Here is an 18,513-nt window from a genome sequence, read left to right as displayed (position 1 = left end):
GAACCCGTCATCCCGGTTACGTACCGGGACCGAAGTGAGTCGATTGCCGCCCGAAGGAGCCCTGTGCCCTTCGGGCGCTTTTTTTTGCTGGTAAAACCCCCGGTTTGTGCGCACACTGTGATTCCCATGCCCTGGCAAACCCTTCCCAATTCCCGCTGCGAACTCGGCGAGTCCCCGTTCTGGCACCCGCTGGAGAGCACCCTGTACTGGGTCGACATCGCAGGTCGGCAACTGCTGCGCGCCAACACCTACATGGGTGAGGTGCAGCGCTGGGACATGCCGACCGAGCCCGGCTGCATCGCCCCGGTGGCCGGTGGCGGGCTGGTCATTGCCTTGCGCAACGGCATCTACCGCGCCCGGGACTGGGGTGGCTCCCTGGAGCTCGTGGCTACCCTGCCCTACGACACCGCCACCGTGCGCGCCAACGACGGCAAGTGCGACCCGCAGGGGCGCCTGTGGGTAGGCACCGTGGACGAAACCAAGTCGGCCGATGCCGCTGCCCTGTATTCCATCGACTGCCGCTCAGGCACTGCGCAGGTGCACTGCCATGTGAGCGGTGCACTCACCGGCAATGGCCTGGCCTGGAGTCCGGACGCGTCCACGCTGTACTGGACCGACACGCCGCGCCACACGGTGGTCGCCTTCAGCCACGCATCCAACACCAACGTGCTGAGCAACCGCAGCGATTTCGTGAAAGTGGCCCCCAAGCCCGAAGGCTGGACCTGGAAGGATCGGCGCTACCAGGGCCGCCCCGACGGCGCCGCCGTGGATGTGCACGGTCACTACACCGCTGCCATGTACGAGGGCCGCGTGGTCTGCCGCTTTGCAACCGACGGCAGCCTGCAGCAGGAGATGGAACTGCCGGCCCAGTGCCCGACCATGCCTTGCTTCGGCGGTGAGGACCTGCGCACGCTGTACGTCACCACGGCCAGCAAGGGCCGCCCTGCCGATGAGCTGGCCGCATTGCCGGACTCGGGCAGCGTGTTCTACCGCCAGGTGGCTACGCCGGGCTTGCCGGTGAACTTCATGCAGTTCGCGGACTGAACCAACGCCCCAGCATTCGCTCTGTTTTTGATAGCTGCCTACGCAACCAATACGCGGGCCACAGGCCAAAACGACAGGTGAAAACAAAAAAGCGCCCCGCAGGGCGCTTTTTCTTGGCAGGTAATTGCCGATTACTTGGCGACCACGCGCACCATTTCCAGGCACTTGTTGGAGTAGCCCCACTCGTTGTCGTACCAGGCCACGACCTTGACGAAGGTCTTGTCCAGCGCGATGCCGGCGTCGGCATCGAACACGGAAGTGCAGGTCTCGCCGCGGAAGTCGGTGGCCACCACCTTGTCCTTGGTGTAGCCCAGCACGCCCTTCAGGGCGCCTTCGGATTGGGCCTTCATCTCGGCGCAGATCTCTTCGTAGGTGGCTTCGCTGTTCAGTTCCACGGTCAGGTCAACCACGGACACGTCGGAGGTGGGCACGCGGAAGGACATGCCGGTGAGCTTCTTGTTCAGCTCAGGAATCACCACGCCCACGGCCTTGGCAGCACCGGTGCTGGAGGGGATGATGTTTTCCAGGATGCCGCGGCCGCCGCGCCAATCCTTGTTCGAAGGACCGTCCACGGTCTTCTGGGTGGCGGTGGCAGCGTGCACCGTGGTCATCAGACCGCGCTTGATGCCCCACTTGTCGTTGAGCACCTTGGCCACGGGAGCCAGGCAGTTGGTGGTGCAGGAGGCGTTGGAGATGATGGCCTGGCCGGCGTAGGTCTTGTCGTTCACGCCATAGACGAACATGGGGGTGTCGTCCTTGGAAGGCGCGGAGAAGATGACCTTCTTGGCGCCAGCGGCGAGGTGCTTCTCGCCCGAGGCCTTGTCCAGGAACAGGCCGGTGGACTCGATCACGATGTCGGCGCCGACTTCCGACCACTTCAGGTTCGCGGGGTCACGCTCCTGGGTCAGGCGGATCTTCTTGCCGTTGACGATGATGCTGTTGCCTTCCACCGACACGGTGCCCTTGAAGCGGCCGTGCACGCTGTCGTACTGCAGCATGTAGGCCAGGTAATCGGGCTCCAGCAGGTCGTTGATGGCGACCACTTCGATGTCCGAGAAGTTCTGGATCGCGCTGCGCAGCACGTTGCGACCGATGCGGCCAAAGCCGTTGATACCAATCTTGATAGCCATTTGCTTTTTCTCCGAAGTTAAAACACTGAAATCGATGCAGGCAACTTATTTGCGGCGGGCTTTGGCCAGCACGGCTTCCACGGTGTCGGCCACGTTCTCGGGGGTGAAGCCGAAGTGCTTGAACAGCACCGGCGCCGGGGCGGACTCACCATAGGTGTCGATGCCGACCACGGCAGACACACCGTACTTCCACCAGCCGTCGGTCGAACCCATTTCCACGGCCACGCGCGGCAAGCCAGCCGGCAGCACCTGCGACTTGTAGTCGCTGCTCTGGCGGTCGAAGGTGGTGGTGGAGGGCATGGAAACCACGCGCACGGCAATCTTGCGTTCGGCCAGTTGCTTCTGCGCCGCCAGGGCCAGTTGCACTTCGGAGCCGGTGGCGATGATCACGGCCTGGGCCTTTTTCTTCACACCGATGTCCGAGGGCTCGGACAGCACGTAGGCACCGCGGGTGATGGCGTCCAGGCCGCTGGCGTCGGGCGCCTCGGCCGAGTCGCCCTTGGGGGCGTAGGCCAGGTTCTGGCGGGAGAGCAGCAGGGCGGTCGGCTTGGTCTCGTTCTGCAGTGCCACGGTCCAGGCCACGGCGGTCTCGGCCGTGTCGGCAGGACGCCAGACGTCCAGGTTCGGAATCAGGCGCAGCGAAGCGGCGTGTTCGATCGACTGGTGGGTCGGGCCGTCTTCACCCAGGCCGATGGAGTCGTGCGTGAACACATGGATCACGCGCTGCTTCATCAGCGCAGCCATGCGGATGGCATTGCGGCTGTAGTCGGAGAAGGTGAGGAAAGTGCCACCGTAGGGGATGAAGCCGCCGTGCAGGGCCACGCCATTCATGATGGCGGCCATGCCGAACTCGCGCACGCCGTAGTTGATGTGGCGTCCACCCACACCCGCTTCCGTGTTCACCACATTGCCCTGGCCGTCGAAGCGCAGGTTGGGCGTGGACTTGGTGTTGGTCAGGTTCGAGCCGGTCAGGTCCGCGGATCCGCCCAGCAGTTCGGGCAGGGCGGCGGTGAAGGCTTCCAGCGCCAGCTGGCTGGCCTTGCGGCTGGCCACGGTCTCGGCCTTTTCGTGGGCGTTGATGACGGTGTCCACCGCCACCTGCACGAAGTTCTTGGGCAGGTCACCCTTGAGGCGGCGCAGCAGTTCCTTGGCGAGGGCCGGGTAGGCCGCCTTGTAGGCCTCGAACTTTTCCTTCCAGGCCTTCTCGGCGGCAGCGCCCTTGGCCTTGGCGTCCCAGTCGGCGTACACGTCCTTGGGGATCACGAAGGGGGCATGGCTCCAGCCGATGGATTCGCGGGTGAGCTTGATCTCTTCCGCACCCAGGGGTTCGCCGTGGGCCTTGGCCGTGTTGGCGCGGTTGGGGCTGCCCTTGCCGATGTGGGTCTTGCAGACGATCAGCGAAGGCTTGTCGGTGCTGGTCTTGGCCTGGGCAATGGCGGCAGACACGGCGGCGGTGTCGTGGCCGTCCACGGGGCCGATGACGTTCCAGCCGTAGGCCAGGAAGCGCAGGGCCACCTGTTCGGAGAACCAGGGGCCGACCTGGCCGTCGATGGAGATGCCGTTGTCGTCGTACAGGGCGATCAGCTTGTTCAGCTTCCAGCTCGCGGCCAGTGCGCAGGCTTCGTGGCTGATGCCTTCCATCATGCAGCCGTCGCCCAGGAACACGTAGGTGTTGTGGTCGACCACGGCGTGGCCTTCGCGGTTGAATTCGTTGGCCAGCAGCTTCTCTGCCAGCGCCATGCCCACGGCATTTGTGATGCCCTGGCCCAGCGGGCCGGTGGTGGTTTCCACGCCGGGGGTGATGCCCACTTCGGGGTGGCCCGCGGTCTTGCTGTGCAACTGGCGGAAGTTCTTCAGCTCAGCCATCGGCAGCTTGTAGCCGGTGAGGTGCAGCAGGGCGTAGATCAGCATCGAGCCGTGGCCGTTGGACAGCACGAAACGGTCGCGGTTGGCCCACTGCGGATTAGCGGGGTTGTGGCGCAGGTGCTCACCCCACAGTGCCACGGCCATGTCGGCCATGCCCATGGGCGCGCCGGGGTGGCCCGAGTTGGCTTGTTGAACAGCGTCCATGGCCAAGGCGCGGATGGCGCTGGCCATTTGTTGGGTGTTGGGGGTGGTGGCCATCCAGGGCGACTCCGTGTGGGTTGGTGATGGGGAAAACCCTGCATTTTACCGGCTGGCTTGTGGACAGGCTTACGAACGCCCTGGGCCCATGCGCTACAGTGCGCGCCATGCATGGCCTGCACCTCACTGCCGACTTATTCGACTGCACCTGCGAACAGCGCTGGCTCACCGATGCCGATGCCGTGCTGGCGCGCTGCGTGGCCCTGGTGCAGGCCGCGGGTCTGCAGCCCGTAGCCCAACTCGCGCATCGCTTTCCGGACTCGCCCCATGGCCCCGGCGGCATCACGGCCACGGTGCTGCTGGCCGAGTCACACCTGTGCGTGCACACCTGGCCCGAAACCTGTTCTGCCACGCTCGATGTCTATGTGTGCAACTTCGGCGCCGACCACTCCGCCAAGGCCCAGGCCCTGCGCGACAGTGTGGTGGCGCTGTTCCTGCCGCAACGACTGCACGCGCATGCGCTGCACCGCGGTCAGGCGCCTAGCCCAGACTGAGCCCCGCCGCGTGGCCCGCGGTGAAGGCTTCCTCGAACACCGAATAGCCTGCCCAGTCGCTGTGGGCAAAGCACAGGCGCTGCCAGGCCAGCACCGGTCGGGGCGGCCCGCCACTCCGCAGTCGCTTCTGTTTTGATAGCTGCTCACGCAGTATTTCCGCGGGCCAGAGCCCAATTTGACCATCTGGCTGGGGCACGGGAACGGCCATGGCGTGGCCGTAGCGCGTGAGTTCCAGGCGCGTGGTCTTGGCGCCAAGGTCCGGGTGCGCGATCGACAGCTCGGCCAGGATGGCGTCGCGCCAGTCCTGCCAGCGGCCCTGGGCCAGCCGCAGGCGCCCGGCCTGCCCCACCGGGGCACCGACACCCGCGACCTGCCCCAGGGCGCGGTAGTGCGTGAGCACCGTGGGGCCGGGCACGGGTCGCAGGCTCTGGTGCCGGGCATCGACATAGCCAAGCCCCAAGCCCCAGTGCGTGGAAGTGCCGTAGAGCACGTTGTCCCAGCTCGGAGCGGCCCCGGGCGGGTCGTGCAGGGGCGCGCTGACCTGCAGGTTCGCCACCAGCCAGGGCGCATAGGCGCTGCGCTGCAGTGCCTGGCGCAGGAAGTCCGGCGGGTTCTGCACCACGCGTGCGGCCACGAAGATCGGCAAGGCCACGATGGCGTGCTCGGCCTGCCATCGTTCCACCGTGCCGCTCGGCACATGCAGGGCCTCCACCGCCACGCCGTGGCGCTGGCTCTCCACGCGCAGCACCACCCGGGCCGTGTGCAGGCGCTCGCCCAGGGGAGCCGCCAGGCGCTGTGTCAGCCAGGCATTGCCTTCGGGCCAGGTCAGTACGCCCTCGCGCTCGGCCCCCGCCTCGCCGCCGGGATGGAAGCCGTGGCGACTGGCAAAGTAGTGCATGCCGGCCCAGGCTGACACGGTGGCGATACCGGCGCCAAAGTCATCATGGCAGCAGTAGTCCAGGTACCAGCGCAGGTAGGTGTCGTCGAGCCCGTGCTGGGCCAGGTAGGTTTCGAACGTAATGGCTGCCAGAGCACGTTGCATCGGTGCCGCAGGCCGGTTCTGCACCGGAAGCGTCCAGCGTGCGGCGCGCTGGGCCTGGGCCACCAGCGCAGCAAAGCGCGCGTACTGGGCGCGTGTGTCCGCACCCACGCCTTGCCAAGGCAGCAGCCCCTCCTGCCAGGCACCGTGCAGGAACAGTCGCTCCTGCGGGCTGTGGCACAGGTGGCGCTCGTCGTACTGCCAGCGCCCGGCCACGCGCTGGCGCAGCCCCAGCTGCTCCAGCAAGTCCTGCACCTCGGGCGCCTCGTCGCTGGGCAGGGGCAGGTAGTGGGCACCGAGCGGGCAGTCGATTCCACCCATGCGGCCAGCGCGGGCGTTGCCGCCGGCGCTGTCTTCGAGCTCCAGCACGGCAAAGTCGTCCACGCCGCGCAGCCGCAGCGCGCGTGCCGCAGCCAGCCCGGCCACGCCGCCGCCCAGGATCAGCACCTGGGTGCGGCGCACTTTCGCCCCTGGCAGTGCGCGCGGTGCCCCACCGTCGCGCAGGGCATGGCCACGTTCGATGGCAATGCCGGTGAACCCGCCTTCGATGTGCGCGCCGGACGCCCCCTCGGCACCGCAGGCAGCCAGCCCCGCAACGCCCAGGCCTGCACCCAGCACCGTGCGCCGCTTCATGGCGCCACGCGCCCCCACTCCGTCTCGTAGCTCTGCACCAGCACCTGGTTCGACAAGCGGTTGACCGGCGCATCGACCCGGGCCGTGTCCGCCGGAAACTGCAGCAGGCCATCCAAGGTAGGCAGGTCCAGGAAGCGCAGGCCCGCTGGCAGGGCGGAGGGCCGGCGCCAGGGGCGGTGGCTGGCAATCACGTAGCCCCACTCACCGAAGCTGGGCACATTGGCGTGGTAGGGCGTGGTGCGCAGGCCGGCCGCTTCGATGGTCTGCACCACGGTCCAGTAGCTCTGGCGCGCCACCAGCGGCGAAGTGGTCTGCACCACCGCATAACCGCTGGCCGAGAGACGCTGTGCCAGCAAGGCGTAGAAGCTCTGGGTGTAGAGCTTGCCGATGGAGAAGTTGGTCGGGTCGGGGAAGTCGACCACGATCACGTCAAACGTGTCATTCGCTGCCAGACCGTCCTGCAGCCACTGGAAAGCATCGGTGTTGACGACCTGGACCTTGGGCGAACGCAGCGCACCCGCATTGAGGCGCACCATGGCCGCGTCCTGGGCGAACAGGGTGCTCATGTGCGGGTCGAGTTCGACCAGGGTGACCGACTCGACGCTGGGGTACTTGAGGATCTCGCGCACCGCCATGCCGTCGCCACCGCCGAGCACGGCCACCCGACGCGGCGCACCGAACGCCGCCATGGCCGGGTGCACCAGGGCCTCGTGGTAGCGGTACTCGTCGCGCTCGGCAAACTGCAGGTTGCCGTTCAGGAACAGCTTGTAGCCCGTGCGCCCGTGGGTGACCACAATGCGCTGGTAGGGCGAGGTGGCCGAGAGCACGATGGGCTCGTGGTAGAACTTGTCCTCGGCCAGCGCGCTGATCTGGTCGGCTGCGGCAAAGCCGGCGCCCAGCACCAGCACGGTCAGGGCGCAGGCCAGGGCATGGGCGCTGTGGCGGCGCAGCTCATGGCGGAACACCCACAGCGCCCACACGGCCACCGCCGCATTGAGCAGTCCGAAGAACAGACCCGTGCGGATCAGCCCCAGCTGCGGCACCAGCAGCAGCGGAAAGGCCACCGAAACCGCCAGGGCACCCAGGTAGTCGAAGGTGAGCACCTGCGAGACCAGCTCCTTGAGCGCCACCTCGCGGCGCAGGATGCGCATGACCAGCGGGATCTCCAGCCCCACCAGCACGCCCACCAGCGCCACCAGCAGGTACAGCACCAGGCGGAAGGCTCCGGGCACATAGGCATTGGTGAGGAACAGCAGTGCAGGCAGGCACCCCCCGGCCAGGGCCACCAGCAGCTCGATGCGCAGGAAATGTGCCGGCAGCTGGCGCTCGAAGAAGCGCGACAGCCACGAGCCCACGCCCATGGCGAACAGGTAGCAGCCGATGACGGTGGAGAACTGCAGGATCGAGTCGCCCAGCAGGTACGAGGCCAGGGCGCCCGCGGCGAGTTCGTACACCAGCCCACAGGCGGCAATGACGAACACGCTGGCCAGCAGCGTGACTTGCAGGGAGCGCTGGGCTCCGGTGCGGGATTCCGGGTTCAAGGCGAAGAGCAGCGGGGCCACCGGGCGGCGGCCCCCTGGGCTAGTGGATGGCGGCCGCCACGATGATGCAGATGCCCAGGCTCATGGCAGCGACCACCAGGGCCAGTGCCACGTTCTGCTTCTCGACGATCTCGCCCCACAGGTCGTAGGGCGTGATCTTGTCGATGATGAGGAAGCACAGCCAGAACACTGCCACGCCCAAGAGGGCGAACAGCAGCGAGGCCAGCACCGCGCCCGGCTTGATCAGTTCGTAACCCATATCCATCTCCTTGCGAAAAAAATCATTTGTGTCCACCGCCGCCCGAGAAGCCGCCCCAGGAGCCGCCCGAGGTGCGGTAGCTGGTATTGCAGTTTTCCACCTGCGGGTCGCAGCTGGAGCAGCGCCCCAGCACACTGAGCAGCAGCACGATGACGATGAGCACGATGATCACCGTCCCCACACTGACACTGGGCGCCGCGCTGAAGGGCGCCACGTCGCGCTTGAACAGGTCCTGCCTGTCCTTGAGCTTGAATGCCTGCGCTACGGCATCGCTGCTGATCTGCTCGCCGTACGACCACACCAGCTCGGTGGCGCTCTGTTCCATCGACAGCAGGCGCTTGCCGTTGGCAAAGTCCTTGTTGGAGGTCTTCTGGCCCCGCACCACGGGCCAGTAGAACTCGCCACAGACGTAGTTGGTCTCGGCCTCGTAGCTGTACTTGAGCGTATACACCGAGCCCAGGTAACTGGCCTTGTTGGCCAGGCTGCTGCCCAGCCTGGGCGCACCCGTGGTCGGCCGCACCAGACTCCAGCCCTCTTCCGAGTCGACCAGGAAACAGAAGCCCTTCTTGGGGTGGTACAGCAGGTACTCGCTCCAGCCGAAGTGCTCATCGTCACCGGGCGCCACACCCATGCGGTGCTGGAAGCCCACCACCTGCCAGGACGTGCCTTGCAGCGTGCCCACACTGCCCAGTGGGATCAGCGGGTTGATCGGTTCGTCCTGGATGGCGCTGCGCAGCTCGCCGCCAAGGCCTGCGCTCACATCGATCAGGCTGTTGCAGCTGGCGCAGGTAATCGACTTCGTCGTGGCCAGCGTCACCTGCACCGGTGCCCCGCAGTGCGGGCAGTCGAACTGGCGGCCTTTCTCCTCCTTGGTCGATTCGTCCTTCAGCCCGGCCAAGGCCAGATCATCGAGCTGCACTGCCAGGCCCTGGGAGACCGTGGGGGGCTGCTGGGTGTAGTCGATGCTGAGCACCTCGGCACCGTCGCCGCGCAGCTCCACCAGATCGAAGGGCTGGCCCAGTGCAGGCAGCTTGGGCAGTTCGCCCTGGGCACTGATGAGCTGCACCGAACCGCTGCTGGCCACCGTGTAGGGCTGGCCGTTGATGGCGGTACGCGCACCGATGCGGAAACGCGCCGCCTCCGGCACCGCGCTTTGGGTCTTGAGCGCAAAGCTGAAGACGTAAGCCCCGTTGTCCTCGGCGAGCCAGCCCGTGCTGCCATCGTCGAACAGGGCATTCCACTCCGTCCATGTGCCATCGGCCGACTTGTATTGCAGCCGCCCGAGCAGCGTGAAGGCACGGCCCTGGTACTTGCCGCTGGCGGTGAGCTGCAGTGGGCTGTGGTCGTCGAACAGCTCGGCCATCTTGCCCAGGCGCTTCAAGACCTCGCCCTCCCGCACGACCGTACTGCTGCAGTAGGCGCAGACGGCGTGGGTGGACTGGGCGGAGCGGAATTCCACCGGGGCGCCGCAGCCGGGGCAGGGGGCGCGGTAGGAACGTAGGGTGTTGGACTCCGTTGCCATGGTCAATGGGCTCCAGTTTTTGGAGGGAACCATGGGGCGATTTCTTGGTTCGGAGGGAATGCTTGGTTTTGTTTTTTCCTCACGCCCCCCTCACTCCCCCCCGCCCCTCTCTCGCCCCGCCGGGCGAAAGAGGGGAGCCCAACAGCCCCATTTGGCTGTCGCGGTAAACAAGGGAAGTACACGCGCAGCCGGTACGTCGGCGCTGTGCAGGCGGGGAGGGAGCCGGAGTCGCTACCGAATTGATAGCTGCTTGCGCAATGAATACGTGGGCTAGAGGCCAATTTCACTACCAAATCCCTCCACCCCTGCCCCAACGCCAATTGGCGCGTGCACTCCCCTTGTTGGGACACGCGGCCAAATCGGCTGTTGGGCTCCCCTTTCCGCCCTGGCGAGGGTGGAAAGGGGCGGGGGGGTATGGGGGTGGAGTGAGGAAAAAAAGAACTCAAGCAAAGTCTCCGAACAGCCAGCGCAGCACCACGACTGGATGCAACGAAAGCATCAAACAAGCTTCTTCAACAACTCCGCCTTCTTCGCCGAAAACTCTTCCTCGGTGAGAATGCCCTTGGCCTTCAAATCACCCAACTTCTCCAACGTCGCCATCACCTCTTCCGGCTTGATTCCAACGGCAGCCGCCGCCGCAGCAACAGGCGCCGCCGCCGGATGCAAGCCAGCCGCCAGGTTCTGCGCCAGCACCTGTCCCAGCGCCACGCCGGCCCCTAGCCCCATGGCATCGCCCGCAATGCCGCTGCCACCGCCGCCTTCGGCCATCTTCGGAATCGCCTGCGCGGTCTGGTACTGCATGAACTGGCCCATGTCCTTGCCCACCATGCCCATGCCGATCTTCTGGTCCAGCACTTTCTGCAGCTCTTCGGGCAGCGACACGTTCTGCACCGTCATGCCCTCCAACTGGAGGCCGATCTTCTCGAACTCGGGCGCGAGCTGGCGGGCGAGTGCCTGCGCAAAGGTGAGCTGGTTCGCTGCCAGGTCCAGGAAGGCGATGCCGCTGGAGGCGATGGCATTGCTGATGTTCTGCAGCACCAGGCCGCGCAGCTGACCGTCGATGTCGGCCACGGTATAGGCTTCGCGCGTGCCTGAAATTTCGGTGTGGAAGCGCTTGGGGTCGGCAATGCGGAAGGCGTAGTTGCCGAAGGCGCGCAGGCGCACGGCGCCAAAGTCGGCATCGCGCACCGTGATGGGCTGGGGTGTACCCCACTTGCAGTCGAGCTGCTGGCGCGTGCTGAAGAAGTACACGTCGCTCTTGAAGGGCGACTCGAACAGCTTGTCCCAGTTCTTCAGGTAAGTCAGCACCGGCAGGGTCTGCGTGGTGAGCTTGTGGGTGCCGGGGCCGAACACATCGGCCACCTGGCCTTCGTTCACGAACACCGCCAACTGCGACTCGCGCACCACGAGCTGGGCACCGTTCTGGATTTCCATGCCTGCCATGGGAAAGCGCCAGGCCAGGGTACCGTCGTCCTCTTCGGTCCATTGGATGACGTCAATGAACTGTTTCTTGATGAAGTCCATCAGGGCCATGGTGCAGCTCTCCTTGTCAGTGTGGTGCCAGGGGTGGCGGGCCATCATACACAGCCCTGTGGTGCGTGCCACCCCTTGGCCCGCTGCACCGCACGGCACAATAGGGTCGTCCTTCACCCCCACCAGTATTGCGCCATGAGCCTGCTGTTTTCCCCCTTCACCCTGCCCTCGCCTCGCGGTGGGCTGACCCTTCCCAACCGCATCGTTGTTGCCCCCATGTGCCAGTACCAGGCACAGGACGGCTGCGCCACCGACTGGCACCTGATGCACTGGGGCAACCTGCTCAACAGCGGGGCGGGCCTGTTCACCATCGAAGCCACGGCCGTGGTGCCCGAAGGCCGCATCACCCCGGCCTGCCTGGGCCTGTGGGACGACACGACGCAACGCGCCCTGGGCGACACGCTGAACCGCGCGCGTGCCCTGGCTCCGAAAACGGCGGTGTGCATCCAACTGGCCCACGCGGGGCGCAAGGCGTCGAGCGCACTGCCCTGGCAAGGTGCGCAGCTACTGTCGCGCGAACAGGGCGGTTGGGAGACCTTTGCGCCTTCGGCACTGCCACACCTGCCGCAGGAGGCGCCACCCACCGCCATAACGCCCGACGACATGGCCCGGGTGAAGGACGCTTTCATCGCTGCCGCACGGCGCGCCGAGGCCATCGGTGTCGATGCCATCGAACTGCACGCGGCCCACGGCTACCTGCTGCACGAGTTCCTGTCGCCGCTGGCCAACCAGCGCACCGACGCCTACGGCGGCGCGCTGGAAAACCGCATGCGCTATGTGCTTGAAGTCTTCACTGCGCTGCGCGCCGCCTACCAAGGCACGCTGGGGGTGCGCATCTCTGCCAGTGACTGGGTGGAAGGCGGCTGGGACGTGGAGCAGAGCACGGCGCTGGCCCAGGCCCTGAAGGCCGCAGGCTGCGATTTCATCCACGTTTCCAGCGGGGGCGTTTCGCCCTTGCAGAAGATCACCCTCGGGCCCGGCTACCAGTTGCCGTTTGCGCGCCAGATCCGCGCCGCCAGCGGACTCGCCACCTTCGGTGTCGGCCTCATCACCGAAGCGGCCCAGGCCGAAGCGGTGCTGCAGCAAGGTGATGCCGACCTCGTGGCCCTGGCCCGCGCCTTCCTCTACAACCCGCGCTGGGGCTGGCAGGCTGCCGCCGCGCTGGGTGGAGAAGTCCAGGGGCACCCGCCTTACTGGCGGGCCCTGCCGCGCGAGGCAGCACAGGTGTTCGGCAAGGTGGCGGTCGGCGTGCGCTAGGTCAATCCAGCGTGCACTGGTACAGCGCCCGGCACAGCGCCAGCGCGCGCGGTGAGCGCACGCGCCAGTCACTGCGGTTCATCACGTAGCCGATGGCCAGCTGCGCCTTCGGGTCGCACCAGCCCAGCGTGCCACCGATGCCGCTGTGGCCGAAGGATTCCGGGTTCGGGGAGAACACCGTGGTTTCCTCTTTGAGAAAGCCCTGCGACCAGCCCAGCGGTTTGCCCAGCACCCGGTCGGGCTCAGCCCAACCCTGGCGCTCCAGCAAGGGAGCGATGGTCTGCGGCTGCAGCCATTGGCGCCCCTGCCAGGTGCCACCTACCGACCACGGCACATAGGCCCGCGCCAAGCCCCGCGCACTGGCCGTGGCCGAGGCCCACGCGAGCGCCGCACGGCGCACCGGCGGCTGGTTGTAGACACCGAAGCCGCCTGGGGCGGGCGGGTTGGAAAACGCACCCTTGGCATCCTGGCCCGCGAGGAAGGAGCGCGCCACGTTGGACTCGGTGCTGCCCCCGCGCAAGGCCGCCCAGACCATGCGGCCGACACGCGCCGCGTCTGACCCCGGATACAGCGTGGCGATGCGTGCGTCCTCGTACGGCGGCGTGCCCAGGTGCACATCGGCCCCCAGCGGATCGAGGTACTCGCGGTGCAGGAATGCCTCCAGCGGCTCACCCACCGCCTGCCGAAAGAACGCGCTGGCGTACAAGCCGAATGTCAGCGCGTGGTAGCCCTGGTCGACCCCGGCGTTCCAGGCTGGCGCCTGCCGCTCCAGTGCGGCGCGCACGGCATCCCGCTGGGTGGCGTCAAAGCACTGTTCCAGGGTCAGCGGGGTGGAGAGGGCATGCAGCCCGGCGCGGTGGTTAAAGAGCTGGCGCACCGTGATGTCCGCCTTGCCGTTCTGGGCGAAGCCCGGCCAGTAGCGCGCCACCGGCGCATCCCAGTCGAAGGCACCGCGTTCGGCCGCCAGGTTCAGCGCCATGGCCGCGAGGCCCTTGGTGACGGAAAACACCACGATCAGGGTGTCGGCCTGCCAGGGCACGCGCTGTTCGCGGTCGGCCCAGCCCCCCCACAGGTCCACCACGCACTCACCCCGGTGGTACACGCACAGTGCGGCGCCGATCTCTTCGCCGTCCACAAACGACCGCGCGAACTGCCGTGCCACCCCGGCAAAGTGCGGGTGGCAATGCCCCTGCAAAGGGGCGGGTACGACGTGGTCAGGATCAGGCATGCAGGCGTCTCCGGTGTGTCGCTATAGGTTTCATAGCTGTCTACGCACTATTTGTGCGGGCTACTGGCGTTTTCGATAGGGTAACAGTAGCTGGGCCAGGCTCGCGGGCAGGGGCCAGGGTTGGCCGCTCCATTGCGAGGCCAGCAGCTCAGCGCACACGGCGACCAGGCTCAGGCCGCGCGAGCCAAAGCCGGCGCACACCCACACGTCGGGCAATTGCGCTGCGACCGGCCCCACCAAGGGCATGCGGTCCCCGGTAACGCAACGCTGGCCTTTCCAAGCCTGCAATGTCCCGGCTTCCAGCGCGGGCGTCAGGGCCGCGAACAATGCCGGCGCCAGTTTTTCCAGGCGCAATGCATTGGCCCCATGGTTCTTGTCGTCGGGCCATTCCGGCTCTCCAACATGCACGGGTTGGTAGCTGGCACCGACAAACCAGCGCGCACCGTCCGAAAAAGGCACCTGGGCAATCAGGCTGCCGTTGCCGTGCACGGGCTGCACGGGAAACGGGCGCGTTTCCGGCACGTTGTGGCGCCCCCAGCTCACCAGCCCCCGCACCGTGTGCAGTGGCGGCCAGCCCCGCCCGGCCCCCGCGTCACGCAAGTCCGGCGATTGCACCAGCAGGTCCGCCACCCCGCTGGCCGCAGCCAGCACCACACGGTCCGCACGCGCCACTACGGCCCCCTGCGCATCACGCAGGCACCAGGCAGCACCGTCGCGCTGCACCGTATGCACCGTGGCGTTGCCTTGGAACTGAACGCCTGCAGTCGCCATCCAGGCCTGCACCAGTGCGCGCGGCTTGACCCAGCAGGCTTCGGGCTGCGAGCTCCAGGCACCGGGTGCGCCCCCGAGCGGCAACTCCTGCGCCCCGCTGGGCGCCCAATCCCGCCCCTCCACCAGCAGGGTCCGTGCGGCCGCGTTCAAGGCCCGCACCCCCTGGCGCGTCAGGCGCGACAAGGGCGCGTCATCGGCACTGCGATATTCGGTGGCCAGGCCCACGGGCAGCGACGAGGCTCCGGCGGCCACGTCGTCGCCGACATCGAGCACCTGCACGCTCCAACCCTGGCGCGCCAGGGCCGCTGCCACCGCCGCTCCGGCAATGCCGGCACCCACCACGGCGCAATGGCCTGCGGGGCGCACCCAGGTACGCCAGGGCTCGCGGTCGGTCTTGATCGTCCAGGTCGGGTGCCATTGCCAGGCGCTGGTGGCATCGGTCGGGGCCTGCCAGCCCGTGGCTTGCAGCACGGGCGCCAATGCCTGCAAGGCCACAGGCTCTACGGTGGCCGCCCGCAGCGTGGTGCCACGGCGGGCGCAGCGGGTCAGGGCCTTGCACAGCGCCAGTGCCTGCGGGCCGGTCGCCCACGCGCCATCTCCCAGCACCACCGCATCGGCCTGGAGACGCAGCTCGGGCAGCAGTCGTTCCCACTCGCCGACCCACAGGCTCAGCCGCAGTCGCCCTCCATCGGCGCTGTGGTGGTAGACACCAGGGGCGTTCACTCCCGCCAGCCAGTCGGCCAGCCTCCCGGCGCCCAGCAGCGGCGGCGGCGGCACGCCAGCGGACAGGGCCACCAGGTGCAGGGACATGGTGTCGCGCTGTGCTTCGTGCCAGCGCGCTGCCACGGTGGAGCCATCGCCCCAATGGGTGTACAGCTCGGTGCGGACGGGCGGTGGCGCGACAGGGGACATGGGGCAGATGCAGTGGCGCGCCAACGGAAAGAAGGTGAAATCCGTCCGGCGCGCGATCGTCGGGAATTATCGCCCCCATCTAGCGGCACTTGTCCCATCGTTGTCGGGGCGGCATCATGCGTACCCGCAGCGACACATTCACTGGAGTCCCCTTGCAGCGACGCGACTTTCTCAATGGCATGGCATGGCTCGGGCCCAGCTGGGCACTGGCCCAGGGCGCAGGGGCTGCAGCCCCTTACCCTCCTGCGCTGACGGGCCTGCGCGGCAGTGCCCCAGGCACCATGGACGCGGCCCATGCACTGGCCTGGGGTGGCGGTGTGGAAACCGGCACACCCGACAGCGATGGACCGCCCTGGGACCTGATCGTGGTGGGCGCCGGCATCAGCGGCCTGAGCGCGGCCTACTTCTACCGCCAGCGCATCAAGCCCCAAGCCCGCATCCTGGTACTGGACAACCACGACGATGTGGGTGGTCACGCGCGGCGCAACGAATTCAGCGTCGGCGGGCGCAGCCTGCTGAGCTATGGCGGCACCCAGTCCTTCGACGCCCCGCAGAACTACAGCGCCCAGGCCCGCGCCCTGTTGCAGGAGCTGGGGGTGGACATGGTGGCGCTGCGCCGCGCCTACAACCTGGACTACTTCCGCCAGCACGGTCTGGGCATGGGCGTGCACTATGACGCGGCCATGTTCGGCCGCGACGCGCTCGTGGCCAGCACCCCGCCCACGCTGCGTGCACCGCTGTACTACAGCCGCCATTACGTGCCTGGCATGGTTGCGCCACCTGCGTTTCACACCACGCTGGCACATGCACCGCTGAGTGCAGCACAGCAGCACCTTCTGCGGCAGGTGCTGGCCAACACACCGCCCAGGGGCTTGCGCCAGCGCGATGTCACCGAGGCCGACAACTACGTGGCCTTCCTGCGCGACACCTACCGGTTGAGCGACCCGGCGCTGGTGGCCCTGCTGTCGATGGCCATGGCCGAGGACTCCGCGCTGGGTGGCTATGCCGTGTCGATGGAAGCGGCGGCGGATGGCGGACTGCTGGGCCTGGGCAGCGCCGCACAGCGCCACCAATGGTTCGGCACGGAACGGCGCGAGCGGGTGGCCGATGCCGCGCCGGAAAACGACGATGACGAAGACCTGGATGGCTACCTGTTCCACTTTCCCGATGGCGGTGCCACGCTAGCGCGGCTGCTGCTGCAGCGCCTGGTGCCCGGCGTGGCCCGCTTCGGCACGGCCGCGCAATGCGTGGAAGCGCGGTTCGACTACCGCCAGCTCGACCGCCCGCAGCTGCAAGCCGTCAACATCCGCCTGCAAAGTACCGCGGTGTCGGTGGCCAACACCGGCAAGGGGGTGCAGGTCCGCTATGTGCACAACGGCAGCACCCGCCTGACCCAGGCCCGCCATGTGGTGATGGCAGGCTGGAGCAGCAACACCGCCCATGTGGTGCAGGGCCTGCCCACCAGCCAGAAGGAGGCGCTGCGCGCCAACCTCAAGATGCCCATGGTCTATGCCCAGGTGGTGCTGCGGCGCTGGCATGCCCTGAAGAAATCCGGCGTGGCGGTCAGCTATGCGCCCGCATCGCCGTTCCAGTTCTGCCAGATGGACTTCCCGGTGCGCATGGGCCGCTACGGCCCTCCCGCACACCCGGACGAACCGGCCTGCCTGCTGATGATCCGCGTACCCGGCCCAGTGTTCACCGAGGCGGCGCCCCCCGACATCTTCCGCGCCGGTCGCGCCGAGCTGCTGGGTCAGGACTTTGCCTACTACGAAGAGGCCATCGCCCGGCAGTTGCAGGGCATGTACGGTGCGCAAGGCTTGGACGCACAGCGCGACATTGCCGCCATCACCGTGAACCGCTGGGGACACGGCTATGTGTGGGAAGACGCACGCTACCGCGGCCAGCCCGCCCACCGACTGGCGGCCAAGCCACTGGGGCGCATCGCCATGGCAGGCTCCGACAGTGAAGGCCGCGCCTACATGGACGCTGCCATTGACGGCGCCTGGCGCGCCGTGCGTGAGTTGCCCGCCTAGCGCGCCAGCGCTTCGCGCAGCCAGTGTGTGAACGAGCGCGTGATCGGGCTGGCCGTTGCGGGGGGAAACACCAGCACGTAGGCCTGCAGGGCCGGGGCATCGGGCAAGGGGCGCACCAAGCGGCCGTCGCGCAGCTCCTGCGCCACCAGGTACTCGTTGCACAGGGCCACGCCCTCTCCGGCCACGGCTTCGGCTATGACCTGGTCGGCACTGTCGTAGGTCAGCTCGGCATGGGCCTTGGCGCGCACCCCGCACGCTTTGAGCCACTGCCCCCACCATGTGCCATCGTCTTCGTGCAGCAAGGGCAGTCGCGGTAACTCCGAGGCATGGCGCAGCGGTTTCTCCAGGCCCGCGAGAAAGGCCGGCGAACACACCGGAAAGATGGCCGGGCGGACCAGGGTCTCTACCGTGCCGCTGTATTCCTCCGGCTCACCGTAGCCAATGCCAAGGTCGGCCCGGTGCTCGGCCGGATCACCAAAGCCGGCATTGAATTCGACACTGATGCGTACCCCCGGATGCAGCTGGCGAAAAGCCGCCAGACGCGGGCGCAGCCAACGCGACGCAAACCCTGGAACCACCACCAGGCGCAGGCTCGGTTTCCTGGCGCGGGTCCGCAGGTCCACCGAGGCTTCGGCAATGGCCTGCAAGGCGGCACTGACCTGCTCGAAATAGTGCTGCCCGGCCGTCGTCAATACCACGCCGCGAGGCGTGCGCTCGAACAAGGACGTTCCCAGGTTGTCTTCCAGGGCCTTGACGTGGCGTCCGATCGCCGGCTGCGTGACATGCAGCTCCTGCGACGCCGCCACGAAGCTGCCCAGGCGGGCCGCCACTTCAAAAGCGCGTACCGCATTGAGCGGGGGAAGCGTGCGTCGTGTCATGGGAACGGCAGATGTTACTTTTTCTATTATCCACCAGCACTTATTGCGTGTTGCGCCGCCCCCCCTGCAGCCCGCACCATCGCGCCCTGTTTTTGCCCCTGACGTCACGTGCCTA

The 18,513-nt window shown here is 67.3% G+C and carries 14 protein-coding genes; 4 read left to right on the top strand and 10 right to left on the bottom strand.

Annotated features, from left to right (window positions below):
• Positions 1-126: 126 nt before the first annotated feature.
• Positions 127-1,044: an SMP-30/gluconolactonase/LRE family protein gene (locus RQP54_RS06630; RefSeq protein WP_315677383.1), complete on the top strand. Its 918-nt coding sequence runs from the start codon at positions 127-129 to the stop codon at positions 1,042-1,044.
• Between the two features lie 131 nt (positions 1,045-1,175).
• Here RQP54_RS06630 and gap read toward each other — a convergent pair whose 3' ends face one another.
• A complete protein-coding gene (gene gap, locus RQP54_RS06625) occupies positions 1,176-2,174 on the bottom strand; it encodes a type I glyceraldehyde-3-phosphate dehydrogenase (RefSeq protein ID WP_315677382.1) in 999 nt (332 codons plus the stop codon).
• Positions 2,175-2,219: 45 nt separating this feature from the next.
• The gene (tkt, locus tag RQP54_RS06620; protein WP_315677380.1) at positions 2,220-4,298 is read right to left on the bottom strand and encodes a transketolase; all 2,079 of its coding nucleotides are present in this window, start codon (positions 4,296-4,298) and stop codon (positions 2,220-2,222) included.
• A gap of 107 nt (positions 4,299-4,405) precedes the next feature.
• Between tkt and RQP54_RS06615 the strand changes: the two genes are divergently transcribed.
• Positions 4,406-4,792 carry an S-adenosylmethionine decarboxylase gene (locus RQP54_RS06615; protein ID WP_315677379.1) on the top strand — a complete coding sequence of 129 codons (387 nt, stop codon included), beginning with the start codon at positions 4,406-4,408 and terminating at the stop codon, positions 4,790-4,792.
• On the opposite strand, the gene RQP54_RS06610 is transcribed toward RQP54_RS06615, so the two are convergent.
• From RQP54_RS06610 to RQP54_RS06590, 5 genes are all read right to left on the bottom strand, one after another.
• Positions 4,779-6,464, bottom strand: coding sequence for an FAD-dependent oxidoreductase (locus RQP54_RS06610; protein WP_315677378.1), 1,686 nt, complete (start codon positions 6,462-6,464; stop codon positions 4,779-4,781). The genes RQP54_RS06615 and RQP54_RS06610 overlap by 14 nt on opposite strands.
• A complete protein-coding gene (locus RQP54_RS06605) occupies positions 6,461-8,005 on the bottom strand; it encodes a polyamine aminopropyltransferase (protein WP_315677377.1) in 1,545 nt (514 codons plus the stop codon). Before RQP54_RS06605 ends, RQP54_RS06610 begins: the two co-directional genes overlap by 4 nt.
• 40 nt (positions 8,006-8,045) lie before the next feature.
• Positions 8,046-8,264, bottom strand: a complete 219-nt coding sequence (locus RQP54_RS06600) for a DUF350 domain-containing protein (RefSeq protein ID WP_315677376.1) — start codon at positions 8,262-8,264, stop codon at positions 8,046-8,048.
• Between the two features lie 22 nt (positions 8,265-8,286).
• Complete coding sequence (locus tag RQP54_RS06595) at positions 8,287-9,786, bottom strand: DUF4178 domain-containing protein (RefSeq protein WP_315677767.1); 1,500 nt, start codon at positions 9,784-9,786, stop codon at positions 8,287-8,289.
• A gap of 498 nt (positions 9,787-10,284) precedes the next feature.
• The gene (locus tag RQP54_RS06590) at positions 10,285-11,319 is read right to left on the bottom strand and encodes an SPFH domain-containing protein (RefSeq protein WP_315677766.1); all 1,035 of its coding nucleotides are present in this window, start codon (positions 11,317-11,319) and stop codon (positions 10,285-10,287) included.
• A gap of 135 nt (positions 11,320-11,454) precedes the next feature.
• Here RQP54_RS06590 and RQP54_RS06585 point away from each other — a divergent pair, with 135 nt between their 5' ends.
• Complete coding sequence (locus tag RQP54_RS06585; protein WP_315677375.1) at positions 11,455-12,576, top strand: NADH:flavin oxidoreductase/NADH oxidase; 1,122 nt, start codon at positions 11,455-11,457, stop codon at positions 12,574-12,576.
• 1 nt (position 12,577) lies between these two features.
• Here the strand turns inward: RQP54_RS06585 and RQP54_RS06580 are convergent, their stop codons facing one another.
• Together RQP54_RS06580 and RQP54_RS19805 are read right to left on the bottom strand one after the other, a co-directional pair.
• Positions 12,578-13,804, bottom strand: a complete 1,227-nt coding sequence (locus tag RQP54_RS06580; protein WP_315677374.1) for a serine hydrolase domain-containing protein — start codon at positions 13,802-13,804, stop codon at positions 12,578-12,580.
• Positions 13,805-13,864: 60 nt separating this feature from the next.
• Positions 13,865-14,914, bottom strand: a complete 1,050-nt coding sequence (locus RQP54_RS19805; RefSeq protein ID WP_409997543.1) for an FAD-dependent oxidoreductase — start codon at positions 14,912-14,914, stop codon at positions 13,865-13,867.
• Between the two features lie 689 nt (positions 14,915-15,603).
• Between RQP54_RS19805 and RQP54_RS06570 the strand changes: the two genes are divergently transcribed.
• On the top strand, positions 15,604-17,520 hold the full coding sequence (locus RQP54_RS06570) for an NAD(P)-binding protein (RefSeq protein WP_315677372.1): 1,917 nt from the start codon (positions 15,604-15,606) through the stop codon (positions 17,518-17,520).
• Here the strand turns inward: RQP54_RS06570 and RQP54_RS06565 are convergent.
• Positions 17,517-18,398, bottom strand: coding sequence for a LysR substrate-binding domain-containing protein (locus tag RQP54_RS06565; protein ID WP_315677371.1), 882 nt, complete (start codon positions 18,396-18,398; stop codon positions 17,517-17,519). The two genes, RQP54_RS06570 and RQP54_RS06565, sit on opposite strands and share 4 nt — an antisense overlap.
• Positions 18,399-18,513 lie beyond the last annotated feature (115 nt).

The sequence above is a fragment of the Curvibacter sp. APW13 genome (genome assembly GCF_032337135.1).
In the GTDB taxonomy this organism is placed as follows: Bacteria; Pseudomonadota; Gammaproteobacteria; order Burkholderiales; family Burkholderiaceae_C; genus Allorhodoferax.
Note: the sequence above shows the minus strand (reverse complement) of the source record. Positions and strands in the feature narration are given on the sequence as shown.

Coding starts and splice junctions, on each gene's coding strand:
- RQP54_RS06630 (WP_315677383.1), top strand. CDS start 127: ATGCCCTGGCAAACCCTTCCCAATTCCCGCTGCGAACTCGGCGAGTCC.
- gap (WP_315677382.1), bottom strand. CDS start 2,174: ATGGCTATCAAGATTGGTATCAACGGCTTTGGCCGCATCGGTCGCAAC.
- tkt (WP_315677380.1), bottom strand. CDS start 4,298: ATGGCCACCACCCCCAACACCCAACAAATGGCCAGCGCCATCCGCGCC.
- RQP54_RS06615 (WP_315677379.1), top strand. CDS start 4,406: ATGCATGGCCTGCACCTCACTGCCGACTTATTCGACTGCACCTGCGAA.
- RQP54_RS06610 (WP_315677378.1), bottom strand. CDS start 6,464: ATGAAGCGGCGCACGGTGCTGGGTGCAGGCCTGGGCGTTGCGGGGCTG.
- RQP54_RS06600 (WP_315677376.1), bottom strand. CDS start 8,264: ATGGGTTACGAACTGATCAAGCCGGGCGCGGTGCTGGCCTCGCTGCTG.
- RQP54_RS06595 (WP_315677767.1), bottom strand. CDS start 9,786: ATGGCAACGGAGTCCAACACCCTACGTTCCTACCGCGCCCCCTGCCCC.
- RQP54_RS06590 (WP_315677766.1), bottom strand. CDS start 11,319: ATGGCCCTGATGGACTTCATCAAGAAACAGTTCATTGACGTCATCCAA.
- RQP54_RS06585 (WP_315677375.1), top strand. CDS start 11,455: ATGAGCCTGCTGTTTTCCCCCTTCACCCTGCCCTCGCCTCGCGGTGGG.
- RQP54_RS06580 (WP_315677374.1), bottom strand. CDS start 13,804: ATGCCTGATCCTGACCACGTCGTACCCGCCCCTTTGCAGGGGCATTGC.
- RQP54_RS06570 (WP_315677372.1), top strand. CDS start 15,604: ATGCGTACCCGCAGCGACACATTCACTGGAGTCCCCTTGCAGCGACGC.
- RQP54_RS06565 (WP_315677371.1), bottom strand. CDS start 18,398: ATGACACGACGCACGCTTCCCCCGCTCAATGCGGTACGCGCTTTTGAA.